Annotated in this window: 24 protein-coding genes and 1 riboswitch; of the genes, 18 read left to right on the top strand and 6 right to left on the bottom strand. The window is 72.3% G+C overall.

Annotated features, from left to right (window positions below):
* Window positions 1-74: 74 nt before the first annotated feature.
* The 7 genes from metK (at window position 75) to rpe (ending at window position 8,487) form a co-directional block, all read left to right on the top strand.
* Window positions 75-1,295: a methionine adenosyltransferase gene (gene metK, locus BJ986_RS13975; protein WP_179422619.1), complete on the top strand. Its 1,221-nt coding sequence runs from the start codon at window positions 75-77 to the stop codon at window positions 1,293-1,295.
* A 26-nt stretch (window positions 1,296-1,321) separates the two neighbouring features.
* Complete coding sequence (locus tag BJ986_RS13980) at window positions 1,322-3,406, top strand: primosomal protein N' (protein WP_179422621.1); 2,085 nt, start codon at window positions 1,322-1,324, stop codon at window positions 3,404-3,406.
* A 99-nt stretch (window positions 3,407-3,505) separates the two neighbouring features.
* The gene (gene def, locus BJ986_RS13985) at window positions 3,506-4,051 is read left to right on the top strand and encodes a peptide deformylase (protein WP_179422623.1); all 546 of its coding nucleotides are present in this window, start codon (window positions 3,506-3,508) and stop codon (window positions 4,049-4,051) included.
* Window positions 4,051-4,989: a methionyl-tRNA formyltransferase gene (fmt, locus tag BJ986_RS13990; protein WP_179422625.1), complete on the top strand. Its 939-nt coding sequence runs from the start codon at window positions 4,051-4,053 to the stop codon at window positions 4,987-4,989. Before def ends, fmt begins: the two co-directional genes overlap by 1 nt.
* Window positions 4,982-6,604, top strand: a complete 1,623-nt coding sequence (locus tag BJ986_RS13995) for an RsmB/NOP family class I SAM-dependent RNA methyltransferase (RefSeq protein WP_179422627.1) — start codon at window positions 4,982-4,984, stop codon at window positions 6,602-6,604. The genes fmt and BJ986_RS13995 overlap by 8 nt, the downstream gene beginning before the upstream one ends.
* 37 nt (window positions 6,605-6,641) lie before the next feature.
* Window positions 6,642-7,703 carry an MsnO8 family LLM class oxidoreductase gene (locus tag BJ986_RS14000; protein ID WP_179420120.1) on the top strand — a complete coding sequence of 354 codons (1,062 nt, stop codon included), beginning with the start codon at window positions 6,642-6,644 and terminating at the stop codon, window positions 7,701-7,703.
* Between the two features lie 127 nt (window positions 7,704-7,830).
* Window positions 7,831-8,487 (top strand): ribulose-phosphate 3-epimerase, encoded by a 657-nt coding sequence (gene rpe, locus BJ986_RS14005; RefSeq protein WP_179422629.1) that lies wholly within the window; start codon window positions 7,831-7,833, stop codon window positions 8,485-8,487.
* A gap of 10 nt (window positions 8,488-8,497) precedes the next feature.
* Here the strand turns inward: rpe and BJ986_RS14010 are convergent, their stop codons facing one another.
* A complete protein-coding gene (locus BJ986_RS14010) occupies window positions 8,498-10,033 on the bottom strand; it encodes an HNH endonuclease signature motif containing protein (RefSeq protein ID WP_179422631.1) in 1,536 nt (511 codons plus the stop codon).
* A 158-nt stretch (window positions 10,034-10,191) separates the two neighbouring features.
* Window positions 10,192-10,320: riboswitch (FMN riboswitch) on the top strand.
* Window positions 10,321-10,438: 118 nt separating this feature from the next.
* Between BJ986_RS14010 and ribD the strand changes: the two genes are divergently transcribed.
* Genes ribD through BJ986_RS16825 form a run of 8 tightly spaced genes read left to right on the top strand, consistent with a single transcriptional unit; the run spans window position 10,439 to window position 16,102 of the window.
* Window positions 10,439-11,464 (top strand): bifunctional diaminohydroxyphosphoribosylaminopyrimidine deaminase/5-amino-6-(5-phosphoribosylamino)uracil reductase RibD, encoded by a 1,026-nt coding sequence (gene ribD / locus BJ986_RS14015; RefSeq protein ID WP_420372049.1) that lies wholly within the window; start codon window positions 10,439-10,441, stop codon window positions 11,462-11,464.
* Window positions 11,464-12,069: a riboflavin synthase gene (locus BJ986_RS14020; RefSeq protein ID WP_179422633.1), complete on the top strand. Its 606-nt coding sequence runs from the start codon at window positions 11,464-11,466 to the stop codon at window positions 12,067-12,069. The genes ribD and BJ986_RS14020 overlap by 1 nt, the downstream gene beginning before the upstream one ends.
* A complete protein-coding gene (locus BJ986_RS14025) occupies window positions 12,066-12,770 on the top strand; it encodes a nicotinamide mononucleotide transporter family protein (RefSeq protein ID WP_179422635.1) in 705 nt (234 codons plus the stop codon). The genes BJ986_RS14020 and BJ986_RS14025 overlap by 4 nt, the downstream gene beginning before the upstream one ends.
* Complete coding sequence (gene ribB / locus BJ986_RS14030; protein ID WP_179422637.1) at window positions 12,767-13,993, top strand: 3,4-dihydroxy-2-butanone-4-phosphate synthase; 1,227 nt, start codon at window positions 12,767-12,769, stop codon at window positions 13,991-13,993. The genes BJ986_RS14025 and ribB overlap by 4 nt, the downstream gene beginning before the upstream one ends.
* Window positions 13,990-14,475 carry a 6,7-dimethyl-8-ribityllumazine synthase gene (gene ribH / locus BJ986_RS14035; RefSeq protein ID WP_179422639.1) on the top strand — a complete coding sequence of 162 codons (486 nt, stop codon included), beginning with the start codon at window positions 13,990-13,992 and terminating at the stop codon, window positions 14,473-14,475. The genes ribB and ribH overlap by 4 nt, the downstream gene beginning before the upstream one ends.
* Window positions 14,472-14,735, top strand: coding sequence for a phosphoribosyl-ATP diphosphatase (locus tag BJ986_RS14040; RefSeq protein ID WP_179422641.1), 264 nt, complete (start codon window positions 14,472-14,474; stop codon window positions 14,733-14,735). The genes ribH and BJ986_RS14040 overlap by 4 nt, the downstream gene beginning before the upstream one ends.
* Before the next feature lie 15 nt (window positions 14,736-14,750).
* Window positions 14,751-15,596, top strand: a complete 846-nt coding sequence (gene hisG / locus BJ986_RS14045) for an ATP phosphoribosyltransferase (RefSeq protein WP_179422643.1) — start codon at window positions 14,751-14,753, stop codon at window positions 15,594-15,596.
* On the top strand, window positions 15,593-16,102 hold the full coding sequence (locus tag BJ986_RS16825) for a PH domain-containing protein (protein ID WP_337795328.1): 510 nt from the start codon (window positions 15,593-15,595) through the stop codon (window positions 16,100-16,102). Before hisG ends, BJ986_RS16825 begins: the two co-directional genes overlap by 4 nt.
* A gap of 129 nt (window positions 16,103-16,231) precedes the next feature.
* On the opposite strand, the gene BJ986_RS14055 is transcribed toward BJ986_RS16825, so the two are convergent.
* The 4 genes from BJ986_RS14055 to BJ986_RS14070 are packed head-to-tail and all read right to left on the bottom strand — an operon-like array spanning window position 16,232 to window position 19,763.
* Window positions 16,232-17,428: an MFS transporter gene (locus BJ986_RS14055; RefSeq protein ID WP_238338103.1), complete on the bottom strand. Its 1,197-nt coding sequence runs from the start codon at window positions 17,426-17,428 to the stop codon at window positions 16,232-16,234.
* Window positions 17,429-17,451: 23 nt separating this feature from the next.
* Entirely contained in the window at window positions 17,452-18,570 is a 1,119-nt protein-coding gene (locus tag BJ986_RS14060) for an FUSC family protein (RefSeq protein WP_179422645.1), read from the bottom strand.
* Between the two features lies 1 nt (window position 18,571).
* On the bottom strand, window positions 18,572-19,147 hold the full coding sequence (locus BJ986_RS14065; protein ID WP_179422647.1) for a DUF5655 domain-containing protein: 576 nt from the start codon (window positions 19,145-19,147) through the stop codon (window positions 18,572-18,574).
* A gap of 49 nt (window positions 19,148-19,196) precedes the next feature.
* Window positions 19,197-19,763 carry a nucleoside/nucleotide kinase family protein gene (locus tag BJ986_RS14070; protein ID WP_179422649.1) on the bottom strand — a complete coding sequence of 189 codons (567 nt, stop codon included), beginning with the start codon at window positions 19,761-19,763 and terminating at the stop codon, window positions 19,197-19,199.
* Between the two features lie 31 nt (window positions 19,764-19,794).
* On the opposite strand from BJ986_RS14070, the gene hisF reads away from it, so the two are divergent.
* On the top strand, window positions 19,795-20,568 hold the full coding sequence (hisF, locus tag BJ986_RS14075; RefSeq protein WP_179422651.1) for an imidazole glycerol phosphate synthase subunit HisF: 774 nt from the start codon (window positions 19,795-19,797) through the stop codon (window positions 20,566-20,568).
* Window positions 20,569-20,663: 95 nt separating this feature from the next.
* On the opposite strand, the gene BJ986_RS14080 is transcribed toward hisF, so the two are convergent.
* Window positions 20,664-21,308, bottom strand: a complete 645-nt coding sequence (locus BJ986_RS14080; protein WP_179422653.1) for a TIGR03085 family metal-binding protein — start codon at window positions 21,306-21,308, stop codon at window positions 20,664-20,666.
* A 68-nt stretch (window positions 21,309-21,376) separates the two neighbouring features.
* On the opposite strand from BJ986_RS14080, the gene BJ986_RS14085 reads away from it, so the two are divergent.
* Together BJ986_RS14085 and BJ986_RS14090 are read left to right on the top strand one after the other, a co-directional pair.
* A complete protein-coding gene (locus BJ986_RS14085; protein ID WP_337795332.1) occupies window positions 21,377-23,206 on the top strand; it encodes an ABC transporter ATP-binding protein in 1,830 nt (609 codons plus the stop codon).
* Window positions 23,203-24,984, top strand: coding sequence for an ABC transporter transmembrane domain-containing protein (locus tag BJ986_RS14090; protein ID WP_179422657.1), 1,782 nt, complete (start codon window positions 23,203-23,205; stop codon window positions 24,982-24,984). The genes BJ986_RS14085 and BJ986_RS14090 overlap by 4 nt, the downstream gene beginning before the upstream one ends.
* Window positions 24,985-25,052: the final 68 nt, after the last annotated feature.

A 25,052-nucleotide genomic window follows, 5' to 3' on the forward strand; every position in this document is an offset into this window, starting at 1 on the left:
CGCCCCGCCATCCTCCGCACCACCATCAGCACCGCTCAGCACCGTCAGCATTCGCAGCTCCAGAGGAGATTTGAGTGTCCGCTCGCCTGTTCACGTCCGAGTCCGTCACCGAGGGCCACCCGGACAAGATCTGCGACCAGATCTCCGACGCGATCCTCGACGCCATGCTCGACCAGGACCCGGGCAGCCGGGTCGCGGTCGAGACGATGGTGACGACCGGCCTGGTTCACGTGGCCGGCGAGGTGACCACCGAGGCCTACGTCGAGATCCCCAAGATCGTGCGCGACACGGTTCTCGGCATCGGCTACGACTCCTCCACCAAGGGCTTCGACGGAGCGTCCTGCGGCGTGGAGGTCTCGATCGGCCAGCAGAGCCCCGACATCGCCCAGGGCGTCGACACGGCCTACGAGAACCGCACGGGTGGGGTCGACCCGCTCGACAAGCAGGGCGCCGGCGACCAGGGCCTGATGTTCGGCTACGCGTGTGAGGACACCGCCGAGCTGATGCCGCTGCCGATCCACCTCGCCCACCGGCTGGCCGAGCGCCTCACGACCGTGCGCAAGAGCGGCGACGTCGCCTACCTGCGCCCGGACGGCAAGACCCAGGTGACCATCGGCTACGACGGTGACAAGGCGGTCAAGCTCGACACCGTCGTCCTGTCCACGCAGCACGCCGAGGACATCTCGCTCGACGGGCTGCTGGCACCTGACATCATCGAGCACGTCATCAAGCCCGTCCTGGCCGAGCTGGCCGACGAGGGCACCGAGCTCGACCTGTCCGACTACCGGACCCTGATCAACCCGACCGGCAACTTCGTCATCGGTGGACCGATGGGCGACGCCGGCCTCACCGGTCGCAAGATCATCGTCGACACCTACGGCGGGATGGCCCGTCACGGTGGCGGCGCGTTCTCCGGCAAGGACCCGTCGAAGGTCGACCGGTCGGCCGCCTACGCCATGCGCTGGGTCGCCAAGAACGTCGTCGCCGCGGGCTTGGCCCGTCGCTGCGAGGTCCAGGTCGCGTATGCCATCGGCAAGGCCCAGCCGGTCGGCCTCTACGTCGAAACCTTCGGCACCGAGAGCGTGCCGGTCGACAAGATCCAGGCCGCGATCTCGACGGTCTTCGACCTGCGCCCGGCCGCGATCGTCCAGGACCTCGACCTGCTCCGCCCGATCTACAAGCCGACGGCGGCCTACGGCCACTTCGGCCGCACCCAGGCGGGCTACGTGGAGAACCCCTTCACCTGGGAGCGCACCGACCGCATCGACGCCCTGCAGAAGGCCGTCAAGGACTGACGGCCCCCTCCGCTAGGTTCGCTCCCGTGAGCGGACAGGAGGGCGGGACCGAGCAGCTGGAGCTGATCCGCTCCACGCTGCCGCGCACCCGCACGCCTCGCACCGAAGCCACCGCGTCCACGGACCCGGTGGCTTCGGTCGTCGTCGACACCGGGCTGGCGCACCTTGACCGTCCGTTCGAGTACCTCGTCCCGGAGTCGATGGCCGACACGGCCGTGCCCGGCGCGCGGGTCAAGGTGCGCTTCGCCGGCCAGGACCTCGATGGCTTCGTGGTGGCGCGGGCCGCGACCGCCGAGCACGAGGGGCGGCTCGCGCCCATCCGCCGGGTCGTGTCGCCCGAGCCGGTGCTGGGGCCGACCCAGCTCCGGGTCGCCACGGCGGTCGCGGCTCGCTGCGCTGGGTCGCTGGGCGACGTGCTCAGGCTCGCGGTGCCCCCGCGCCACGCCGCCGCGGAGAAGGCCCTGGCCCTCGACCCGCCGACCCCCGACCCGCTGCCCGGCGCGGGAGGCACAGGAGGCGCGGTAGGCACGGGAGGCGCGGGAGGCCCGGCAGGCCCTTGGGACAGGTATGCCGCCGGGCCGGCGTACCTGTCGCGGTTGACGGCGGGGGAGTCGCCCGCGGCGTCATGGCTGGCGGAGCCGATCACGGACCCGTCCCAGGACTGGCCGGCGGCCCTGGCGGCGGCGGCCGCCGCCACCCTCGCCGGTGGACGCGGCAGTGTGATCGTCGTCCCGGACCGCCGCGACGTGGGACGGGTGGATGCCGCCCTGACGCAGGCCCTCGGCCCCGGGCGCCATGTGCGGCTCACAGCCGACCAGGGACCACAAGCGCGCTACACAGCGTGGCTCAAGGTGCTGCGCGGGCACGTGTCGGTCGTCGTCGGCACCCGGGCGGCCGCGTTCGCGCCGGTGCGGGAGCTGGGGCTGGTGGCCTGGTGGGACGACGGCGACGACCTTCTCGACGAGCCCAGGTCCCCCTATCCCCACGTCCGCGACGTGCTCCTGACCCGCGCGTCGGTGGAGGGAGCTGCGGTCCTGTCGGGAGGGTTCACGCGCACGGTGGCGGTGCAACGGCTGGTCGACACGGGAGAGCTGCGGGTCATCGCAGGCGGTGGCGTCCGAGGTGCCGCCCCCCGCGTGCAGGTGGCCGGCGAAGGGGTCGAGGTCGAGCGTGACGCCGCGGCGGCGTCAGCGCACCTGCCGTCCCTCGCCTGGCGGACCGCCAAGGCGGCCCTCGAGTCCGGGCCCGTCCTGGTGCAGGTGCCGCGCCGCGGCTACGTCCCCTCACTGTCCTGCCAGACCTGTCGCACCGCCGTGCGGTGCTCCCACTGCGGCGGACCGGTCGCGCTGGGCTCCCGTCAGGCCGAGCCCGCCTGCCGCTGGTGCGGGCGAGGGGTCGGCCGGTTCGAGTGCCGGCACTGCGGGGGCCGCGAGCTGCGTTCGTCGGTGGTCGGCGCGCGGCGCACGGCAGAGGAGCTGGGCCGGGCGTTCCCCGGGGTCCCGGTCCACACCTCGGGAGCCGGCGCCGTGCTCGACCGGGTGGCGGCGACGCCGTCGCTCGTCATCGCCACCCCGGGCGCCGAACCCGTCGCCGACGGGGGGTATGCCGCGTGCCTGCTCCTCGACGCCTGGGCCAGCCTGGACCGACCCACCCTCGACGCGGGGGAGGAGGCGCTGCGTCGGTGGCTTGCGGCCGGCGCCCTGACCCGTGGGGCCGCGGCGGGGGGCCAGCTGGTGCTGTGCGGTGCTCCCGGCCACACGACGCTGCCGGTCGTCGAGGCCCTGGTCCGCTGGGACCCCGCGTGGTTCGCCGCCCGCGAGCTCGCCGAGCGCGGCGAGCTCTCCCTGCCTCCGACCGTCGCGATGGCCGCCGTGACGGGCGACCGCAGGGCGGTCGAGGTGGCGCTCCGGCTGGCACACCTGCCCCCGGGGGTCGACCAGCTGGGGCCGCTCCCGGTTTCCGACGACGCCGTCCGGGTCCTGCTGCGCGCCCCGCTCGAGGAGGGCCCAGCCCTCGCCTCGTCCCTGGTCGCCATGAAGGCCGTGCGCAGCGCCCGCAAGGAGAAGACGAGCATCCAGGTGAGGATGGACCCGCGCGACCCCGCCACCTGACCGGGCGTTCCAGCAGCGGCGCGGCCGCGGCATACACTGGCAGCCCCTGTCGCCCAGCCCAGTCATGCTCGTCCAAGCCATGCTCGTCCAAGGAATGCGTTGTCGATCCAGAACATCCGCCTCTTCGGCGACCCCGTCCTGCGCACCCCGGCCGAGCCCGTCGTCGACTTCGACCGGGAGCTGCGGCAGCTGGTGAAGGACCTGACCGAGACGATGATGGACGCCCCCGGGGCGGGGCTCGCCGCGCCGCAGATCGGGGTGGGCCTTCGGGTGTTCACCTACTGGGTCGACGGCGAGCTGGGCCACCTCGTCAACCCCGACCTCGACCTCTCGACCGAGCTGCAGGACGGCGAGGAGGGCTGCCTGTCGTTCCCGGGCCTGAAGTTCGAGACGCCGCGGGCGCTGCGGACGGTGGCCAAGGGGTTCAACCAGTTCGGCGAACCGGTGGTGGTCGAGGGCTCGGCACTGCTGGCGCGGTGCCTGCAGCACGAGACCGACCACCTCGACGGGATCCTGTTCATCGACCGGATGGACCGCGAGCAGCGCAAGGCCGCCATGCGGGCGATCCGCGAGGCGCAGTGGAACGGCGGCGACGCCCCGGTGGTCAAGGTCAGCCCGCACGCCACCTTCGGCCGGGGAATGTGATGCGACTCGTCTTCGCCGGCACCCCCGAGCCGGCTGTGCCGTCGCTCGATGCCCTCGTCGCCTCGCCCCACGAGGTCGTCGCCGTGGTGACCCGGCCGGATGCGCGGGCGGGGCGCGGACGGGGCGTCGTGAAGTCCCCGGTGCGCCTACGGGCCGAGGAGCTCGGCATCGAGGTCCTGACCCCGGACCGTCCCGGTGACCCTGAGTTCCTGGATCGGCTGCGGGCGATCGCCCCGGACGCCTGCCCTGTCGTCGCCTACGGTGCCCTCCTCCCGCAGCCGGCCCTCGACATCCCCCGGCACGGCTGGGTCAACCTGCACTTCTCGCTGCTGCCTGCCTGGCGCGGGGCCGCGCCGGTGCAGCACGCCGTGATGGCGGGGGACGAGGTGACCGGCGCCTCGACCTTCCTCATCGAGACGGGCCTGGACACGGGTCCGGTCTTCGGGCTGATGACCGAGCGGATCCGTCCGCGGGACACCGCCGGTGACCTGCTCGGCAGGCTCGCCGAAGGGGGAGCGGGCCTACTGGTCGCCACGATGGACGGCATCGCCGACGGGGCCCTCACGCCCGTGCCGCAGGCGAGTGACGGCGTCTCGCTCGCCCCCAAGATCGAGGTCGAGGACGCGCGGGTGCGCTGGGACCGACCAGCGGTCGCCGTGGATCGGCAGGTGCGCGGGTGCACTCCCGCGCCGGGCGCGTGGTCGACCTTCCGTGGCGAGCGCATCAGGCTGCTGCCCGTCCACGTCGACGAGGGGTATGCCGGGCCGCCGCTGGCGCCGGGCGAGGTCGCCGCCGGGAAGCGCGAGGTCCACGTGGGCACGGGCAGTGGTCCGGTCCGCCTCACAGACCTGAGGCCCCACGGCAGGAAGCAGATGACGGCGGCCGACTGGGCGCGCGGCGCCCGCCTCGAGGCAGGAGAACGGTTCAGCCATGAGTGACCAGGGACCACGCGGGCCACGTCGCGACGACGGTGGCCGCCGCGACGACGCTGACCGTCGTGACGACGGTGGCCGTCGCAACGCCAAGGGCCGACAGCGCCCCGAGCGGACGCACGGCGACCGGGAGCGCTCGGCGCAGCGACCCAGCGAACGCAACCGCAGCAGCGACCCGCAGCGCCTCGCGGCCTACACGGTGCTGCGCGCCGTCGCCGAGGGAGCCTACGCCAACCTCGAGCTCCCGAAGGTGTTGCGGGACAGGGGAATCCGTGGCCGCGATGCGGCCTTCACGACCGAGCTCGTCTACGGTGCGGTGCGCATGCACGGTCTCTACGACCCCATCATCAGCGTGGCGGCGGGACGGCCCCTCGCCAAGATCGACCCCAACGTCCTGGACACCCTCCGACTCGGCACCCACCAGCTGCTGGGAATGCGGGTGCCGACCCACGCGGCGGTCGACGAGACGGTGGGCCTGGCCCGGAAGGTCAACGGCGCCGGCGCTGCCGGGTTCGTCAATGCCGTGATGCGCCGGGTCAGCGAGCGTGACCTCGACGCATGGCTGACCGAGGTCGTCCCGTCGGGCGAGCTGACCGCGCGCTTGGCGGTGGAGCAGTCGCACCCGGAGTGGATCGTCAAGGCGCTGCGAGCCGCCCTGCTCGGCCATGGTGCCGCGGACGCCGACACGGCCGACGCCGAGCTGACGGCCCTGGTGGCCGCGGACAACGCCCCGGCCAAGGTGTCGCTGGTGGCCCGACCCGGGCTGTCCACGGTGGCCGAGCTGGTGGACGCGGGCGCTGTCGCGTCCCCGCTTTCACCCGTCGGCGCGGTCCTTGACGGAGGCGACCCCGGCGGCATACCTGCGGTGCGCGAGGGGCGCGCGGCGGTGCAGGACGAGGGCTCGCAGCTCGTCGCCCTGGCCCTCGCCGCCGTTCCCCTGGCGACCGAACGGGCTGACGGGGCTGACCGGGCTGACGGGGCTGACCGGGCTCACCGGGCTGGCGCGACCGAGCAGTGGCTCGACCTGTGCGCCGGCCCCGGCGGCAAGGCCGGTCTGCTCGCCGGCCTGGCCCTTCAGGCAGGCGCCGACCTCACGGCCAACGAGGTGAGCGAGCACCGCGCCGACCTGGTCCGCCAGACGCTCCGTCCGGCGATCGCCCGGGCGGACGCGGCCGGTCGCAGCCTGACCGTGCGCACCGGAGACGGCCGGCTGGTGGGGGAGGAAGAGCCCGCCCGCTATGACCGGGTGCTGGTCGATGCGCCGTGCACCGGGCTGGGTGCCCTGCGCCGTCGCCCGGAGGCGCGCTGGCGGCGCACCCCGGCCGACCTCGCCGATCTCGGCAAGCTGCAGCGCGAGCTGCTCGCCGCAGCCATCGACGCGACCGCTGTCGGTGGGGTCATCGCCTACGCGACCTGCAGCCCCCACCTCGCCGAGACCACATTCGTGGTGGGCGACGTCACGAAGCGCCGCTCGGATGTCGAGCTGCTCGACGCGCGCGAGTTCGTTCGTGCAGCTGACGGTGCCCCGGTGGTCGTGCCTGGACCGGGGCCGACTGTGCAGCTGTGGCCGCACGTGCACGGCACCGACGGGATGTTCCTGGCACTGCTGCGCAAGCGCTGACCGGAATAGCCACCGCGGGCGGCAGGTTGGCCCACAGGTGAGCACCCCCGCGCTGTCCGTCCTCGACCTCGTCCCCGTCCGCCAGGACCAGAGCACCCGCGATGCGCTGGCCGCCACGCGGTCGCTGGCCCGGGTCGCCGACCGGCACGGCTACCGCCGCTACTGGCTGGCCGAGCACCACAACATGCCTGCGGTCGCGGCGACGAACCCACCGGTGCTGATCGCGATGGTCGCCGCGGCCACCGAGCGGATCCGGGTCGGCTCCGGCGGGGTGATGCTGCCCAACCACGCGCCGTTGGTCGTGGCGGAGCAGTTCGCGCTGCTGGAGGCCGCCCACCCCGGGCGGATCGACCTCGGCATCGGTCGTGCACCGGGCACGGACCCGGTGACCAGCTACGCGCTGCGCCACGGCGCCGGGGGCGTCGAGGCCGATGCGGTGGCGCGCTTCCCGCAGTACGTCGACGACGTCATCTCGCTGATGTCGACCGAGGGCGTCGGCATCCGGGTGGGCGGGGACGTGCACCCTTTGAACGCCACGCCCCGGGCCGAGTCCGTGCCCGAGGTCTGGCTGCTCGGCTCGTCGGACTACTCGGCGCGTCTGGCGGCCGAGCGCGGACTGCCGTACGTCTTCGCCCACCACTTCTCGGGGCGGGGCACGGCGGCCGCGCTCGAGCTCTACCGCTCGGGCTACACGCCGACCGAGACCCACCCGGCCCCTCGCACGTTCCTCACGCTCAACGTCGTGGTGGCCCCCACGCAGGCAGAGGCCGACCGGCTCGTGCTGCCCAACCTGGCCTCGATGGTCGCGCTGCGCACCGGCGGACCGCTGGCGCCCCAGCTCCTCGTCGAGCAGGCCGAGGAGGCCGGGATCGCTGACGCGCACCGGGCGCTGGCCGACGAGATGCGGAGCCGGTGGGTCGTCGGCACTCCCGACTCGGTGGCCGAACAGGTCGTCGCGCTGGCGTCCGAGCACGCCGTCGACGAGGTCATGGTGCACCCCGTCGCGGGCGCGCTGGCGGGCACCCCGGCCGACCGCGCCCCGGCCCGGGAGGCCACCCTGGCGCTGCTGGCAGAAGCGTTCGGGCAGCAGGAGGCCTAGCGCTGGGTGGGTAGTCGTGTGGGTAGTCGTGTGGGTAGTCGCGTGGGTAGTCGCGTGGGTGGTGGGTGAAGAGCGCGCGGCGGGTAGTGGGTCGGGCATCACCGGTGCCGCCTACTACTGTGGCGGCGTGCAGATCTCGCCGAGCATCCTGTCCGCGGACTTCGCCAACCTCGAGTCCGAGCTCCAGCGCATCGCCAACGCCGACTGGGCCCACGTGGACGTCATGGACGGGCACTTCGTGCCCAACCTCACGCTGGGCCTGCCGGTCGTCGAGGCCCTGGCCCGGGTCAGCCCCATCCCGCTCGACTGCCACCTCATGATCGAGGACCCCGACCGCTGGGCGCCCCAGTATGCCGAGGCCGGTGGCTCGTCGGTGACGTTCCACATCGAGGCCGCGCACGACCCCCGGGCCCTGGCCCGGAACCTGCGTGGGCTCGGAGCCCGGGCCGGGATGGCGATCAAGCCGGGCACGGCGTTCGCTCCCTACGAAGACCTCCTGCCGGACCTCGACATGGTCCTGGTGATGACTGTCGAGCCCGGGTTCGGCGGCCAGTCGTTCATGGCCGACCAGATGCCGAAGGTCGCCCAGGTCCGCGAGGCGGTCCGCCGCCACGGTGGCGAGATCTGGGTGCAGGTGGACGGGGGAGTGTCGGCCAAGACCATCGAGGAGTGCGCCGCGGCCGGAGCCGACGTGTTCGTGGCCGGCTCGGCGGTCTACGGCGCCCAGGACGCCGCCGCCGCGGTGGAGGAGCTGCGCACCCTGGCGACCGCCCACGCCTGCTGATCCAGCCGTGTCAGCCTGTCTCGTCCCAGCGGCGGTAGGCGTCGAAGGGGTCGCGCTCGACCACGGCAGGTTCCGCCATCGCGCGTCCTGGCCCATCCGCTGAGTCGCCAACGCGCGGCGGGAAGGTCGTCAACACGCGGTCTGGCGGAACCTCGATGTCAATCCAGCGAGCCGGCTCTCCCGTCGGCGGTACGTAGGTCGTCTCGAGTCCGGCGTCGATGTCCGACTCCGAGTCCGGTCGCCTCAGTTCGTCCGGGTCCGGGGGCCGCAGCCGGTGACCGTGGCGGTTGACGACAACGAGGCCGTCGGGTCGGGTCGGGTCGCCGGTGATGGTGAAGTCCCCACGGTCGAGGGCGTCGTGGTGGAACGGACAGAGACTCACCTGGTTGTCGACATCGGTGGTCCCGCCGGTGGCCCATTCCCTGAGGTGGTGGACCTCGACGAACCGGGTGACCGAACATCCCGGGAACCGGCATCCGCGGTCGCGGTCCTCGATCAGCCTGCGCGAGCGCGGTGGGAGGATCCGCATGGTCCGACCCACACTGACGGGCCGTCCCTGGGTCTCCCAGACCGGCTGAAGCACACCGTCGGCGAGGAAACGCGCCAGCAGTCGCTGCGGGATGGCGCCCCCGTTGTTGACCCACGCCCCTGCGGTGTCGAGGTGGAGGTAGACCCGGTAGTGGCTGGCACTGCTCGTCGATGCCACGCCGGCCAGGGACCGCTGAGCCATCTCCGCGAGGGCGTCCGCATAGGTCGGGTGCAGGCGCTCCTGCCCACCCACGGCCGATGCGCCCGGTTGGGCGTCCGACACGGTCCTGTCCGCCGCCCGCCGGTCATCGCCCCGTTGGCGGAGGAACAGGGCGTCCTTCGCCTCCTTGACGGCCTGCTCGACGAGGGCGCCGATGGTCGCCGGTGCGCTGTAGCGGAGCTGGAACCGGCCGTCGCGGTCGTAGCTCATGGTGAGCTCCGGGACTGCACACGCTCGCCGCTCTGACTCGCTCCCGGGCGGTGTCGCCGGCCGGGTCTCTGGCGTGATCCCTACGGCCTCCGACTCGGCTGGGTCAGCGAGAGGTTCGGCCGCGGCATCGTGGGCACCGGCATCGAGGGCACCGGCATCGAGGGCACCGGCATCGTGGAAGGCGTGCCGACTCACGACGCGGCGCAGCTGGGGCACCGTGGCATGGCGGGCGAGATGGGTCATCGAGGCCTGGTAGCTCGCGGGCACGTGGTGGGCCACGACGGCAGCCGCATCGAGCGAGAGCTCGCCGGCGCTCACCGCAGCGGCCGTCTCAGGCAGCTCGGCGCGACGTCGCGCGACGACGACCACGTCGCGCGCGTGGGCGGGCGACAGGCCGGCCCGCACCGTGAAGTAGTGCTCCGGTGAACGGAACCCTCCGTCTCCCCAGAGCCCGCCCTCGATCAGCTCCACGGCGACGTCGACCAGCTCGGCGTGCGCCCTGTTGAGCCGGCCGGCAGCCGTCGCCGTGCGGGCCCACAAGGCCCGCTGGGCCTCGGCCCGCTGGGCGGCAAGGGGACTCGATGACATGTACCAATCGTACAGGTGTTCGAACACGGTTGGAAGATTTCTCCACAGCCGGTTCGACGGCAGCACAACCAAACTCGCGTCGTTGACGATTTTGCCCGTGAGGACCGTCACGCGGACGGACGCGGCGCTCCCGCTGGCACTGCGGCATACTGGACCGTGACGTGCTCCGGGGTCGGTGTAATTCCGAACCGGCGGTGACAGTCCGCGACCCGACCGCAGCCAGCGGCCGGTTGACTGGGTGGAACTCCCAGACCGACGGTGAAAGTCCGGATGGTAGGCAGCACGCGACAGCGGGACCAGTGGGTTCGCAGTGCGGCAGTTGCCGACCCTGCGCCCACCCTCGCCAGCAGGCCCGCCTGCATTCCCCGGAGCTCAACCGACACGGTTTCGAGCAAGGGCAGGACAGTGGCAGTGCAGTCGACGATCGACACGGCGATGATGCGTCGTGCCCTCGCGCTGGCCGCCCACGGTCCCCGGGCCAACCCGAACCCGCGCGTGGGGTGCGTCCTGGTGGACGCCTCGGGCGAGGTCGTGGCGGCCGGTTGGCACCGGGGCGCGGGGACACCGCACGCGGAGGCCGACGCACTGAGTGCCGCTGGCGAGCGGGCTGCCGGGTGCACGGCCTACGTCACCCTCGAGCCGTGCAACCACAGTGGCCGCACCCAGCCCTGTGCGATGGCCCTGTATGCCGCGGGCGTGGCTCGCGTGGTCTACGCGCAGACCGATCCCAACCCGGCAGCGGCCGGTGGCGCACGGTGGCTTCGCCGCAGGGGCGTCAGGGTGGACGGCGGCATCCTGGCGACGGAGGCCCAGGCCCTGAACCCCACCTGGACGCACCTCGTCACCACAGGGCGGCCGTGGGTGACCTGGAAGCTCGCGACCACCCTCGACGGTCGCAGCGCGGCCGCCGACGGGTCGAGCCAGTGGATCACCGGCGAGGCGGCCCGGGCCGATGTCCACGAGCAGCGTTCCCGGTGCGGTGCGATCCTCGTGGGGACCGGCACGGCGCTCGTGGACGACCCGCAGCTCACCGCCCGGCGCCCCGACGGCACGCTGTACCCCGAGCAGCCGCTGCGCGTGGTGATGGGTGAGCGCGACCTGCCGGCCGGCGCCCGCGTCCTCGACGACGCGGCGCCCACCTGGCAGCTGCGGACCCGCGACCCCAAGGACGTCCTGACGGCGCTCGCCGAGGCCGAGGTGCACCACCTCTGGCTCGAAGGAGGCCCCACCGTCGCGGCGGCCTTCATGGCCGCCGACCTCGTCGACGAGCTGGTGGCCTACGTCGCACCCGTCCTGCTCGGGCGCGGGCGCCCCTCCGTCAGCGATCTGGGAATCACCTCGATCGACCACGCGCTGCGCCTGCAGCCGACCGACATCACGCTGATCGGCACCGACGTGCGGATCACGGCCTCACTGAAGGGAGCTCGCTGATGTTCACGGGCATCGTCGAAGAGCTCGGCCACGTCGTCGAGCTCGAACGCGGCGCGGACTCGGCCCGGCTCACCGTCGCGGGACCACTCGTGACGTCCGACGCCGTCCACGGCGCCTCGATCGCCGTCAACGGCGTCTGCCTGACGGTGGTGGAGCACGACGACTCCGGGCAGTTCACCGTCGACGTCATGGCCGAGACCCTCGACCGCAGCAGCCTCGGTGCGCTGCGTGCCGGTGACCGCGTCAACCTCGAGCGCGCGATGGCCGCCACGAGCAGGTTCGGCGGCCACATCGTCCAGGGTCACGTGGACGGCACCACCACGATCCTCGCCCGGACACCGGGGGAGCGCTGGGAGGTCGTGCAGCTCGGCCTGCCGAACGCACTGGCCCGGTACGTCGTCGAAAAGGGGTCGATCACGGTCGACGGGGTGAGCCTCACGGTCTCCTCCGTCGACGACGTGACCTTCAGCGTCTCCCTGATCCCCACCACGCTCGCCCTCACCACGTTGGGACACAAGGAGGTTGGCGACACCGTCAACCTCGAGGTCGATGTCCTCGCCAAGTACGTCGAACGCATGATCACCACCAAGGAGACCTCCGCATGAACATCTTCAGTCGGCTCTACGAGGCGCACCTGACGATCGCCGGCCACCCCATCACGTGGCGCGAGATCGTGGGCAACGCCTTCGGCTTCGCCTCAGCCATCGGGGGGCTGCGACGCCGCGTCTGGGCCTGGCCGACCGGCATCGTCGGCAACGTGCTGCTGTTCACCGTGTTCATCGGTGCGACCTTCGACGCCCAGGCCCAGCAGCCCCTGTTCGGCCAGGCCGGTCGGCAGGTCTTCTTCATCCTGACCAGCGTCTACGGCTGGTGGCGCTGGAACGAGCACCGCAAGGCGCACAGCGACCCGTCCGCCGCCGCCATCACCCCGCGCTGGGCCACGGTCCGGGAGCGGACGGCATACCTGGTGGCGGCCGCGGCCGGCGTGGTGGTGTTCCAGTGGGTGTTCTCGGTGATCGGGGCAGGCTGGCCTGCGCCGCGCTGGTACTTCTGGTGCGATGCCTGGATCTTCGTCGGCTCGATGGTGGCCACCTACGCGATGGCCCGCGGCTGGAACGACTTCTGGCTCGCGTGGATCGCGGTCGACCTCGTCGGGGTGCCCCTGCTCTGGCACTCCCAGTACTACCCGACGGCCATCCTCTTCGTCGTCTACGGCGCCCTGGTCATCTACGGCTTCTTCGTGTGGCTCAAGGCTTCCCGTGAGGAGCGCGACCCCGCTCCCGAGCTGGCGGAGGTGTCCGCATGATCGGCCTGGCCAGCATCGAGGTTGCTCTCGCGGCACTGCGCGCAGGGCGTCCGGTGCTGGTCACCGACAGTGAGGACCGCGAGAACGAGGGCGACGTCATCCTCTCCGCGCAGACGCTGACGGACGAGTGGCTGGCCTGGACGATCCGCCACACCAGCGGCTACCTCTGCGCCCCCATCACGAGCGAGACCGCCGACCGGCTCGGGCTGCCGCTCATGGTCGCCGACAACCGCGACCCGCTGCGGACCGCCTACACGGTGAGCATCGACGCCGCACACGGCGTCACCACGGGCATCAGCGCGGCCGACCGTGCGAAGACCATCCGGCTGCTGGCAGAGCCCTCCGCGACGTCCGAGTCCTTCGTCCGTCCCGGTCACGTGATCCCGTTGCGGGCCAAGGCCGGCGGCGTGCTGGAGCGAGCCGGTCACACCGAGGCCGCCGTGGACCTCTGCCGGCTCGCGGGGCTGGCGCCGGTCGGCGCGATCGGCGAGCTCGTCAACGACGACGGCACGATGATGCGGCTGCCCGAGGTGCTCGCCACCGGAGCGGTCAACGACATCCCCGTCATCACCATCGAGCAGCTGATCGCCTGGCGTCAGCTGCACGACCGCGTCGAGACCCTGGCCGAGACGACGCTGCCCACGCGGCACGGCGACTTCTCGGCGGTGGGGTTCCGCGACAAGCTGACCGGTGACGAGCACGTGGCGCTGGTCAGCCCGCGTGGCGCCACCGGACCGAAACCGTTGGTGCGACTGCACTCCGAGTGCCTCACCGGTGACGCCTTCGGTTCGCTGCGGTGCGACTGCGGGCCCCAGCTCGAGAGGTCCATGGAACGCATCGCCGCGGAGGGCGGGGTCCTGGTCTACCTGCGTGGCCACGAGGGGCGCGGCGTCGGGCTCGTCTCCAAGCTGCAGGCCTACGCCCTGCAGGATTCGGGTCTCGACACCGTCGACGCGCAGCTCGAGCTGGACCTCCCCATCGACGGCCGGGAGTACGCCGCCGGCGCGGCCATCCTCACTGCGCTCGGCCTGGACGTGGTGCGACTGCTGACCAACAACCCGGCGAAGGTCGAGGCGTTGCAGGGGTACGGGATCGAGGTCGCGGCCGTCGAACGGCTCTCGATCGCGCCCAACCCCGCCAACCGGGCCTACCTGCGGACCAAGCGCGACCGGATGGGTCACGACCTCGTCATCGACGCGAGCGACCAGGGAGCCAGCGCGTGAGTGGGCACGGCGCCCCTGACGTCACAGCCGACGGTTCCGGGCTGCGGGTTGCGATCGTGGCCGCGTCGTGGCACACCGAGGTGATGGACGGGCTCGTCGCGGGAGCGCAGCGCGCCCTCGCCGGGGCCGGGGTGCAGGACGCGCCCCTCGTCCGGGTGCCGGGCACCGCCGAGCTGACCGTCGCCTGCGCCAGGCTCGCGCCCGCCTACGACGCGCTGGTGGCCCTGGGGGTCGTGATCCGCGGTGGCACACCGCACTTCGAGTACGTCTGCTCCGGCGTCACCCACGGCCTGGCAGACGTGGCGGTCGCCACGGGGTGCCCCATCGGCTTCGGCGTGCTCACGTGCGACGACGACGAGCAGGCCCTGGACCGCGCCGGGCTGCCGGGGTCCAGCGAGGACAAGGGCCACGAGGCGGCGATGGCCGCGGTGGCGACCGCGGTCACCCTCGGTGCCCTGGCTCCCCGTACCCTTGCCCCGTGAAGACTTTCGACTCCCTGTATGCCGAGCTGGCCGAGAAGGCGGTGAGCCGTCCCGAGGGGTCCGGCACCGTGCGCGCGCTGGACGCCGGCGTGCATGCGATCGGCAAGAAGATCGTGGAGGAGGCCGCCGAGGTGTGGATGGCTGCTGAGCACGAGGGCAAGGACCGCACGGCCGAGGAGATCAGCCAGCTGCTGTACCACCTCCAGGTCCTCATGGTCGCCTCCGACCTCACCCTCGACGACGTCTACGCACACCTCTAGAAGGACCTGACGGACATGTTGCGAATTGCTGTGCCCAACAAGGGTTCCCTGTCCGAGCCCGCGATCGAGATGCTGCGCGAGGCCGGCTACCGCACCCGTCGTGACACCAAGGAGCTGGTGCTCACCGACGCCGACAACGAGGTGGAGTTCTTCTACCTGCGCCCGCGCGACATCGCGGTCTACGTCGGGTCGGGCACCGTGGACTGCGGTGTCACCGGACGCGACCTGCTGCTCGACGCGGGCAGCGGGGCGATCGAGGTCATGACCCTCGGGTTCGGGGGTTCGACCTTCCGGTATGCCGCGAAGCCCGGCACCTGCGCGAGCGTCCCCGAGATCTCGGGCCACCGCGTCGCGACGAGCTATCCCGGGCTCGTCGGCAAGCACCTCGCCGACCACGGCGTCAGCGCCGAGGTGGTCCGACTGGACGGAGCCGTCGAGACGGCCATCACCCTCGGCGTCGCGGACGTCATCGCCGACGTCGTCGAGACCGGCACCACCTTGCGGCAGCAGGGGCTCGAGGTCTTCGGCGAGGAGATCCTGCGCAGCGAGGCCGTCCTCATCCGGCGTGAGGGCTCGCACGAGACCGCGGCCGTCGACGTGCTCCGGCGACGCCTCACCGGGGTGGTCACCGCGCGCCACTACGTGATGCTCGACTACGACGTCCCCCTCGACCTCGTGGAGGCCGCCTGTGCCATCACCCCCGGACTGGAGTCGCCCACGGTCTCGGCACTCCAGAACAAGGAGTGGGCCGCGGTGCGGGCGATGGTGCCGCGGGCGCGGACCAACGCCATCATGGACGAGCTGTACGACGTCGGGGCGCGCGCGATCCTGGTGACCGACATCGCTGCCTGCCGGTTGTGACCGCGGTGACCCCATCGGGTCGGGCCGCGAACGCCGACGAGCAGGCTGCCTTCGCGACCTTCCGGGCGCGGCGGGGCCGTTCGGTGGCCTACGTGTTCGGCGGTGCCACCGTGGTGGTGTTCGGCGTGATCGCCGCCCTGCTGCCGGGACCGGCCGAGGGCGGCAACTGGCAGACCGGCGACAGGATCTTCTTCGCCGGGGTGGGGATCGCGATCGCGGCCCTGCTGTGGCGCTTCGCCTCGATCCGGGCGGTTCCGACGCGCGAGGCCCTGACCGTGCGCAACCTGTTCACCACCCGCACGGTGGACTGGCAGGAGATCGTCGACGTGCGGTTCTCCGGTGGCGACCCCTGGGTGACGATCGCCCTGTCCGACACCGACACCCTCGCCGTGATGGCGATCCAGAAGGCCGACTCCGACTTCGGGCGCTCGGAGGCCGGCCGGCTGGCGGCCCTCGTCCAGGCGCTGGGGCCATCCGCCGCGAGCCCTGACGTCACCCTCGACTGACTCGCCAGGAGTCTGTGCACAGAGGCTTGCACCTCCGCCCAGAGATCAGCTCACGGGGAAGAACGCGCAGGGTCTGTGCACAGATGTCCGCTGCGACCCGGCCGGAGGCCGCGTGAGGTCGTGAGCCGGTCAGGCGACCTTGCGCAGGCGGGGCCGCAGCAGCGATGCCAGTGCGAGCTGTCCGAGCATGAGGATGGTCAGCGTGCCCCAGACCGCCGTGAACGACCCTGACAGGTCGCGGATCGCTCCCATGGTCGCCGGGCCGAACGACGCGATGGTGTAGCTGACGAAGAACGCCATCCCGGCCAGCCGTCCGCTCGCCGCGGGACTGCCCGCGTAGTCGACCATCAGCACCAGGCCGAGTGCGAAGGCCGCGCCCTGGCCGAGCCCCAGCACGGTGGCCCACGCCCACGGCGCCACGGCCGGGGCCAGCCACAGCCCGGCCTGCCCGAACAGCCCGAGCACGGAGGCCGACAGCAGCAGCACCCGGCGGTCGCTGATCTTGTCGGTCAGGGCCGGGGCCGCCAGGCCGGACACGAGCTGAGCCGCGGTGAAGACCGAGAGCAGGTAGCCGGCATGCGTCGGGTCCCAGCCCCGGGTCGTGTAGGAGGGGGCCAGCCAGGCCAGCGTGGAGTAGAACTCGACGGACTGCACCGACAGGTACCCCGCGACCAGCCAGGCGGTCGCGTGTCGCCAGGGCAACCGTGCCGGGGCCACCACCGAGGGGTTGGCCGCGCGGTGCCGGGCGTGCCCTGTCAGCACGGGGACCCAGGCGAGCACCCCGACGAGCGCCAGCCCGGACCACGACCCCAGCGCGGCCTGCCAGGAGCCCAGCCAGCCCTGCAGCGGCACCGACAGCGCGGACGACGCGCCCGCTCCGCCCATCATCGCCAGCATGTAGAGGCCGGTGACCAGCCCGGCACGCTCTGGGGGAAACAGCTCCTTGACCAGACCGGGGAGCAGCGTGCCCCCGATGGCGATGCCGACGCCGGCGACGAACGTGCCGGCATACAAGGGCCACGTGGCGCCACCGGCGAACCGCAGCGCCAGCCCCACCGCCACAGCCGCGATGGACAGCTCGATGGAGGCGGCGGCCCCGAGCCGAGCGGCGATTCGCTGGGCGAACGGCGCGAAGAGGCCCATGCACAGCACCGGCAGGGTCGTCAGCGCGCCCAGCGCGGTGTTGGAGAGGCCGAGGTCGTGCGCGATCGACTCGGTGAGCGGCGGGACGCTGGCCATGGCCGTCCGCAGGTTGGCAGCCACAGCGACCAGCGCCAGGGCCATCAGCCACACGGGAGGGAGGTGGGGGCTGCGACGAGATGACATCGCTCTCAGTCTCGCAGCCCCGCTCAGTCGGCCTGCGGGCTGGTCGACGTCGACTCGGGCACCAGTTCACGGGCCTGCGTGAGGGGCATCCCGGTGAGCATCAGCAGGTCGACGACCATGGACCGGATCTGGGCCCGGATCACCTCGCTGGAGAGTCCCGCGGACGGGTCGATGACGGCGCTCGCCTCGCCGATCCGCTGCAGTCCGACGCGCGCGTTCGTCGGCAGCCGGCGTTCGCCGAGCTCCCGGGAGATGTCCTGGCTCGTCTCGGCGAGGGTGTCCAGCAGCCGCAGGTAGGCCGGGGGGACCTCCTCCCCACGCCAGGTCGCGATCGCGGCGCGCCGGACCAGGACCCGCAGGTTGCGGATCGCGCGGTCGAGCGGTTCGAGGAGGTCGGCAATGGCCTGCACCCCGGGAAGGTGCCGCCGCCGGAACGGTGACAGCCGGACGAGCGCGATGCCTTCGGCGGACAGCGCCCTGGCCTCGTCGAGCATCGACTCGGAGTTGCGCGCGCGGGACAGCGTGGCGGACGCGAGGTCCGAGTCGTGCTCCCGGAGTGAGCGCGCCGTGTCAGCGAGGATCTCCCCGATCTCGTGGACCACCAGCGAGGCCTGCTGCCGCGGCCTGCGCAGCGGCGCTGCCGGGGCGACGAGGGTGAACAGCAGCGCGACGACCCCGCCGACCACGGCATCGAGCCATCGGGTGAACGCCTGCCCGGACCCCGCCACGAGGGTGGTGACGATGACCGACTGCACCCCCGCCTGGGTGATGAGCAGCATCCCGGCACCGAGGAGGGCGGCGACGCTCATCGCGAGCACCACGACGACCACGATCTGCCAGAACCCCGACCCGAAGAAGTGGACGAAGACATCCCCGACGAAGACGCCCACCGCTACGCCGATCATGACCTCGGTGACCCGACGCAGTCGTTGGCCGAACGACATCCCCAGGGAGATCATCGCCGTCACCGGGGCGAAGAACGGCCGGGTGTGGTGCAGGACCGCGCTGGCGACCCACCAAGCGGTGGCGGCGCCGAGCCCGCACTGGACGATGAAGAACATCCGGCTGAGCAGCCGGTCGGTGCGGGCCCGGGCCTCCCTGCGCGAGCGGGCGGCGGCGCGGGCCAGGTCGGCGCTGGGCACGTCAGCCGTTCTGGCGGTAGGCGGTCTCGAGCAGCGGCTCGAGCGAGCGGAGGTCGTCCTCGTCGGCGTCCGCGGCCAGGTGCAGCCAGTGGGTTGCCTGGGCGAAACCCTTGGCGGGAGAGAGGCGCTCGTCCTCGGGAGCGGGCCCCCGGAAGCGGAAGCCCACGCGTACGGTCCCGCGCGGACCCGGAGCCACCGCCACGAACTGGGTCTTGCGGATGACCGGGATGTAGGTACCCCGCCCCTCACGCCGGGCGTCGTCCCCCAGAGCCTCCGCCAGGGTCATGACGGCGTCGTGGATCGGGCGCAGGTGCGCCTTCGACCCGCTGTAGAGCGCATCCGTGTAGGCGTCGACGTCAGGGCGCTGCCAGCCCGCGCCGGTCGCCGCAGCGTCGGCGATGGCCCACTGGGAGTTCTGCGGGACTCCGTGCACGTCCTTGAGCCAGGCGCGGACGGCCCGCTGGTCGAGGGGATCCGGACCCGACTCGCGCACCAGCGCCACCCACTCGTCCAGCCCACGACCGGTGCGTTCCGCCATGGAGGTGGTGACGGCCGCCATCATGTCTGCCGGTTCCATGACTCCGATTATGTATGCCGCGACTCCCGTGCAGCCCCGCGCTGTCGCCCTACTGGCGCACCTCGGTCGTGTCGATGAACAGGTCCGCCCGCTCCCAGGTGCGGTCCGCCTCGTAGAGGCGACGTTCCTGGATGGCCCAGTCCTCCCAGAAGGCCGCGAACCCGGCGTCGCGGGCCACGCCCCGTGCCCTGCGCACGGACTCCTCCGCCTCCACCCAGACGAGCACCGACGCGGCCTTGCCAGCCGGGAGGGCGCCCGCCCCGCAGCCCTCGATGACGATGACCTCGGACGATGGCAGCTGCACCCACTCGGCGTACTCGTCCCTGGCCCAGTCCCAGCGGCGGTACCGAGCCGGGAGGCCTTCGGTGAGCGGGCCGACGATCCACTCCTGGGCCCGCTGCGTGCCGGCCCGGAGCCCACCCCACCCGGGGTAGAGGTCGTCCATGTGCACGGTGGGAGCGGCGAGGGCGGCCGCGACGGCACTCGCCAGGGTCGTCTTGCCGGCCCCACTCGGTCCATCGATGCAGACAAGGCGCGTTGTGCCGCAAAGGGCGTCACTGGCATCGACCAGCGTCGTGATAGCCGCGACTGCTTCCGTTATCTGGTCGCTGGGCATGTGTTCCAGCCTAGATCGCTAGGCTCGTCGAGTGAATGTTGCGACCCGTGTGATCCCGTGCCTGGACGTGGACGGGGGCAGGGTGGTCAAGGGCGTCAACTTCGCCGACCTGCGCGATGCGGGGGACCCGGTGCAGCTGGCGAGGGCCTATGGCGAGCAGGGCGCGGACGAGCTGACCTTCCTCGACGTGACGGCCAGCAGCGGCAACCGGGAGACGACGTACGACATCGTGCGCCGCACCGCGGAACAGGTCTTCATCCCGCTGACCGTCGGTGGGGGAGTCCGCACCGTCGACGACGTGGACCGGCTGCTGCGGGCCGGCGCCGACAAGGTCGGGATCAACACGGCCGCCATCGCCCGACCCGAGCTCATCTCGGAGGTGGCGGACCGGTTCGGCTCGCAGGTGCTCGTGCTGTCGGCGGATGTGCACCGGCGCCGGGACGCGTCGGGTGCTCCCACGAGCGAGTTCGAGGTCACCACGCATGGCGGCCGCCAGGGAGCTGGCCTGGACGCGATCGAGTGGTGCGCCCGGGCGGCAGACCTGGGTGCCGGGGAGATCCTGCTCAACTCGATGGACGCCGACGGCACCAAGGACGGTTTCGACCTCGAGCTCATCGAGCTGGTGCGACGCGAGGTGCGGATCCCCCTGATCGCCAGCGGGGGAGCCGGACGGGTCGACCACTTCGCCCCCGCGGTGCGTGCTGGGGCGGACGCCGTCCTGGCGGCCAGCGTGTTCCACTTCGGAGAGCTCACCATCGGTGAGGTCAAGGACGCCTTGCGGGAGGGCGGCATACCGGTGCGCTGAACGCGCCTGGGCCCATCCTCTGGCGGGCCTAGGCTCCGGCGGGACGGGCTCACGCTCCGGCGGGACGGGCTCACGCTCCGGCCGGCGGGAGAGCCTCATCCCAAGCCGAGGGGGGCGTCCCACAGGCCCGCCACGGCCGCTTCGCCGCCCGTCACGTCGAGGGCGGCCACCCGGCGCCGACCGTAGGCCGCGAGGAGCAGCTCGGACGGGAGGCCCTCGACCACCACCGTGCCGAGGTCGGTCGCCTCCTTGACCTGGAGCGAGTCGCGGCCCGGCGTACGCAGGACGACCCCGACCGGGCTTCGGCGGAAGAACAGCTTGCCCATGCGGGACAGGGTCTTCCACAGAGCGCGGCTCTCCCGCTCGGTGAGCTCGCGTCGCGGCCCCACCGCTTCGTCCCCGCGCAGGACGTCCTCGTGGTGGATGAAGAACTCGACGAGGTTGACCGCGTTGTCGACCCGGCTGTTCTGGGTCGGGGACCAGGCCGGGGGACCGGATCGGACGAGGTCGACCAGCTCGTCCCACGGCTTGGCCGCGTACTCGGCCATGCCGTCCTCGAGCCGGGAGGCCAGGGCGGGGACCCAGATCCCGGGCGCGAGGTCGGGCCGGCGCTCGCGCACCACGAGGTGCGCCGCGAGGTCTGCCGTCGTCCAGGGCGAGCAGAGGGTCGGCGCGCCCGGACCGGTCGTCACCAAGGTGTCACAGAGGGCTTCGCGCTCGAGCCTGGCCAGGTGGGTCATGGAGTCATCATGCCGGGCCCGTGAGAGGGTTGCTTTCCCTACCCATGTGCCCGATCCGGAGGTTCGTCGTGTCCGTCGACGCTGCGCCGTCGCTGAGCCGCAGCCTCCGCATCGTGGGCGTGGGGATCCGGCGTGAGCCGCGATGGTTCGCGTTCGCGGTCGCCGGCAGCACGCTCTACGGGGTCATGACCGTGCTGACGGCCTGGGCGATCGGCAAGGTGACGCGAGAGCAGGTCCAGCCGGCTGTCGCCGCTGGACACGCGACGCCGACGCAGCTGTGGACCATCCTCGGGTGGGTCGCGGGCGTCGTGCTGGTCAACGTGGTCGGGGTCGTGATCCGTCGCATCGCGGCCGGTTACACGATGTACAACGTCGCGGCCGGGTTCCGGCGCGAGGTGACCCGGCAGTACCTCCGCCTCCCTCTCGCGTGGCACCACCGGCACCCGTCCGGGCAGCTGCTGTCGAACGCCAACGCCGACGTCGAGGCCACCTGGAACGTGTTCGCGCCCCTGCCCATGGCGATCGGCGTGATCGTCATGCTGGTGGCCGGCATCGTGCAGATGGTGCTCGTCGACCCCGTCATGGCGCTCATCGGTCTCACCGTGTTCCCGTTGCTGTTCCTGGCGAACATGGTCTTCCAGCGGGCAATGTCGCCCCGGGTCTCCCGGGCCCAGCAGCTGCGGGCCGAGGTCAGTGAGGTCGCGCACGAGAGCTTCGAGGCCGCGCTGATCGTCAAGTCGATGGGGCGCGAGCAGGAGGAGTCCGACCGGTTCGAGGAGGTCACCCGGCGGTTGCAGGCGGCCAACGTCGAGGTCGGCCGCACGCGCGGCACCTTCGACCCGGTCATCGAGTCCATCCCGACCCTGGGCACGCTCGCCGTGCTCGCGGTCGGGGCTCACCAGGTCGCGTCGGGCGCGCTGACCCCGGCCGCCGTCGTGCAGGTCGCCTACCTCATCTCGGTCCTTGCCTTCCCGGTCCGCGCCCTGGGCTGGGTGCTCGGTGAGCTCCCGCGCACCGTGGTCGGCTGGGACCGGGTCGACGCGGTCCTCAAGGCCCGCGGCGAGCTGGCATTCGGCGACACCGCGCTGCCGCGCCGCGGGGCCTCGCACGCCGAGCTGACCGGGGTCTCGTACTCCTACGACATCCTCGACGAGGCGGGTCAGGAGACGACCTTCGAGGCCATCCACGGCGTCTCCCTCGAGGTCCCTGCGGGGTCGACGGTCGCCCTGGTGGGCCCGACCGGCTCGGGGAAGACGACGCTCACCAACCTCACGCTGCGCCTGGTCGACCCGCACCGTGGGCACGTGACCCTCGACGGGTTCGACCTGCGCGAGATCGCCCGGGGCGGCGTCTCCGCCGCGGCCGCGCTGGTGCCGCAGCAGACGTTCATGTTCGACGACACGGTCAGCGGCAACGTCGCGCTGGGCGGTGACTACACCGACGAGCAGGTGTGGGACGCGCTGGAGCTGGCGCAGGCGACCGGCTTCGTCTCCGAGCTGCCCCTGGGCCTGCAGACCCGGGTGGGCGAGCGGGGCGCGTCACTGTCGGGTGGCCAGCGCCAGCGGATCGCCTTGGCCCGCGCCGTGATCCGCAGGCCGCAGCTGCTCGTCCTCGACGACGCCACGAGCGCCGTCGACCCCGCGGTCGAGCAGGCGATCCTGGCGGGCCTTCGACGGTCCAGTGCCGGCACGTCGGTCCTCGTCGTCGCGTACCGCATGTCGACGATCACGCTGGCCGACCAGATCGTCTACGTCGAGGGCGGCCGGGTGGTCGACCACGGAACGCACCGCGAGCTGGAGGAGCGGTGCGAGGGCTACCAGCGTCTCGTCACGGCCTACGCGCGGGAGGCGGCTGAGCGGGCGGCGCTGGCCGCCGACGAGGAAGGGGCCTCGGCGTGAGCACGTCCATCGACACGACCTCGTCCCTGGGGACCCTGGCGACGCTGCGTCGCGGCCTCGACCTGTCACCCGAGCTCCGACGCGGGCTGGGGATCACGCTCGCGCTCGCGGCGGTCACCACGGTGGGGCGGATCGTCGTGCCCTTCGTGGTCCAGCAGACCACCGACCACGGCCTGCTCGGCAAGAACGGGCCGGACCCGGCGCTCGTGACCCGCTACGTGCTGCTGGCCCTCATCGCCGTCGCCGCCACCGCGGTGAGTGCGTATGCCGTGAACGTGCGCCTGTTCAAGGCCTCCGAGGCCGGGCTGGCGTCCTTGCGGCTCAAGGCGTTCCGCCACATCCATGACCTGTCGATGCTCACCCAGAACACCGAGCGGCGGGGCTCGATGGTCAGCCGGGTCACCTCTGACGTCGACACGATCAGCCAGTTCGTCCAGTTCGGCGGCATCATCCTGGTGCTCAGCCTCGGACAGATCGCCGTCGCGACGGGGCTGATGTTCTACTACAGCCCGCTGCTGACGGCGGTCGTGTGGCTGTGTTTCGTGCCCCTGCTGTTCGTCATCCGGCGGTTCCAGACCATCGTCGGCCGGGCCTACACGCTCGTGCGCGAACGGGTGGGCGACCTGTTGGCGGCGGTCTCGGAGTCCGTGGTGGGGGCGGCCACCATCCGGGCCTACGGGGTCGAGGAGCGCACGGCGCACCGCATCGACGCCGCCATCGAGGCACACCGCAGCGCGTCGATCCGGGCCCAGGTGCGCTCGGTCGTGGCCTTCTCCTCGGGTCAGCTCGTCGCCGGCCTGACCTTGGCGGTCGTGCTGGTCGTCGGGACCATCCAGGCGACCCATGGCCACCTCACCCTCGGGCAGCTGCTCGCATTCCTCTTCCTGGTGAACCTCTTCACCCAGCCGGTGCAGCAGGCCACCGAGATCCTCAACGAGCTCCAGAACGCGGTCGCCGGATGGCGTCGCGTCATCGGGGTGATCGACACCCCGGCCGACGTCGCCGACCCCGGGGACGAGGGACAGGTGCTGCCCCGGGGACCCATCGCGGTGGACTTCGATGCGGTCTCGTTCGCGTACCCCGGCGCCGACACCGTCCTGCACGACGTGAACCTCGCCATCGGTCCGCGCAGCCGGGTGGCGATCGTCGGCGAGACCGGCTCGGGGAAGTCCACCCTGGCCAAGCTTCTCACCCGCCTGATGGACCCCACCGAGGGCACCGTACGCATCGACGGCGTCGACCTGCGGCAGGTCCGCTTCTCCTCCCTGCGGGAGCGCGTCGTCCTGGTGCCCCAGGAGGGATTCCTGTTCGACGCGTCGCTGCGCGAGAACGTCCGGTTCGGGCGTCCCGACGCCACCGACGAGGACATCAGGCTGGCCCTCACCGAGCTGGGCCTCGATGCCTGGCTGGAGGGCCTGCCGCAGGGCCTGGCCACCGACGTCGGGCAGCGGGGTGAGTCGCTGTCTGCCGGCGAGCGGCAGCTGGTCGCCCTGGCTCGCGCCTACCTCGCCGACCCGGACCTGCTCGTCCTCGACGAGGCCACCTCCGCGGTCGACCCGTCCACCGAGGTCCGCCTCCAACGAGCCCTCGAGGGCCTCACCCGGGGGCGCACCTCCATCGCGATCGCCCACCGGCTCTCCACCGCCGAGGCCGCCGACGAGGTCATCGTCGTCGACCGCGGGCGCATCGTGGAGCGCGGCCCGCACCGTGACCTCGTCCAGCAGGACGGCGTGTATGCCGCGCTGCACGCGTCCTGGGCCGCTCAACAGCGCGGCTAGCGAGCTCCCGTCCCCTGTCCGGCCGCGGGCTGCTGAACCACCGTGTGCGGGCGACCTCGACCTTCCTC

Source organism: Pedococcus badiiscoriae (assembly GCF_013408925.1).
Taxonomy (GTDB): domain Bacteria; phylum Actinomycetota; class Actinomycetes; order Actinomycetales; family Dermatophilaceae; genus Pedococcus; species Pedococcus badiiscoriae.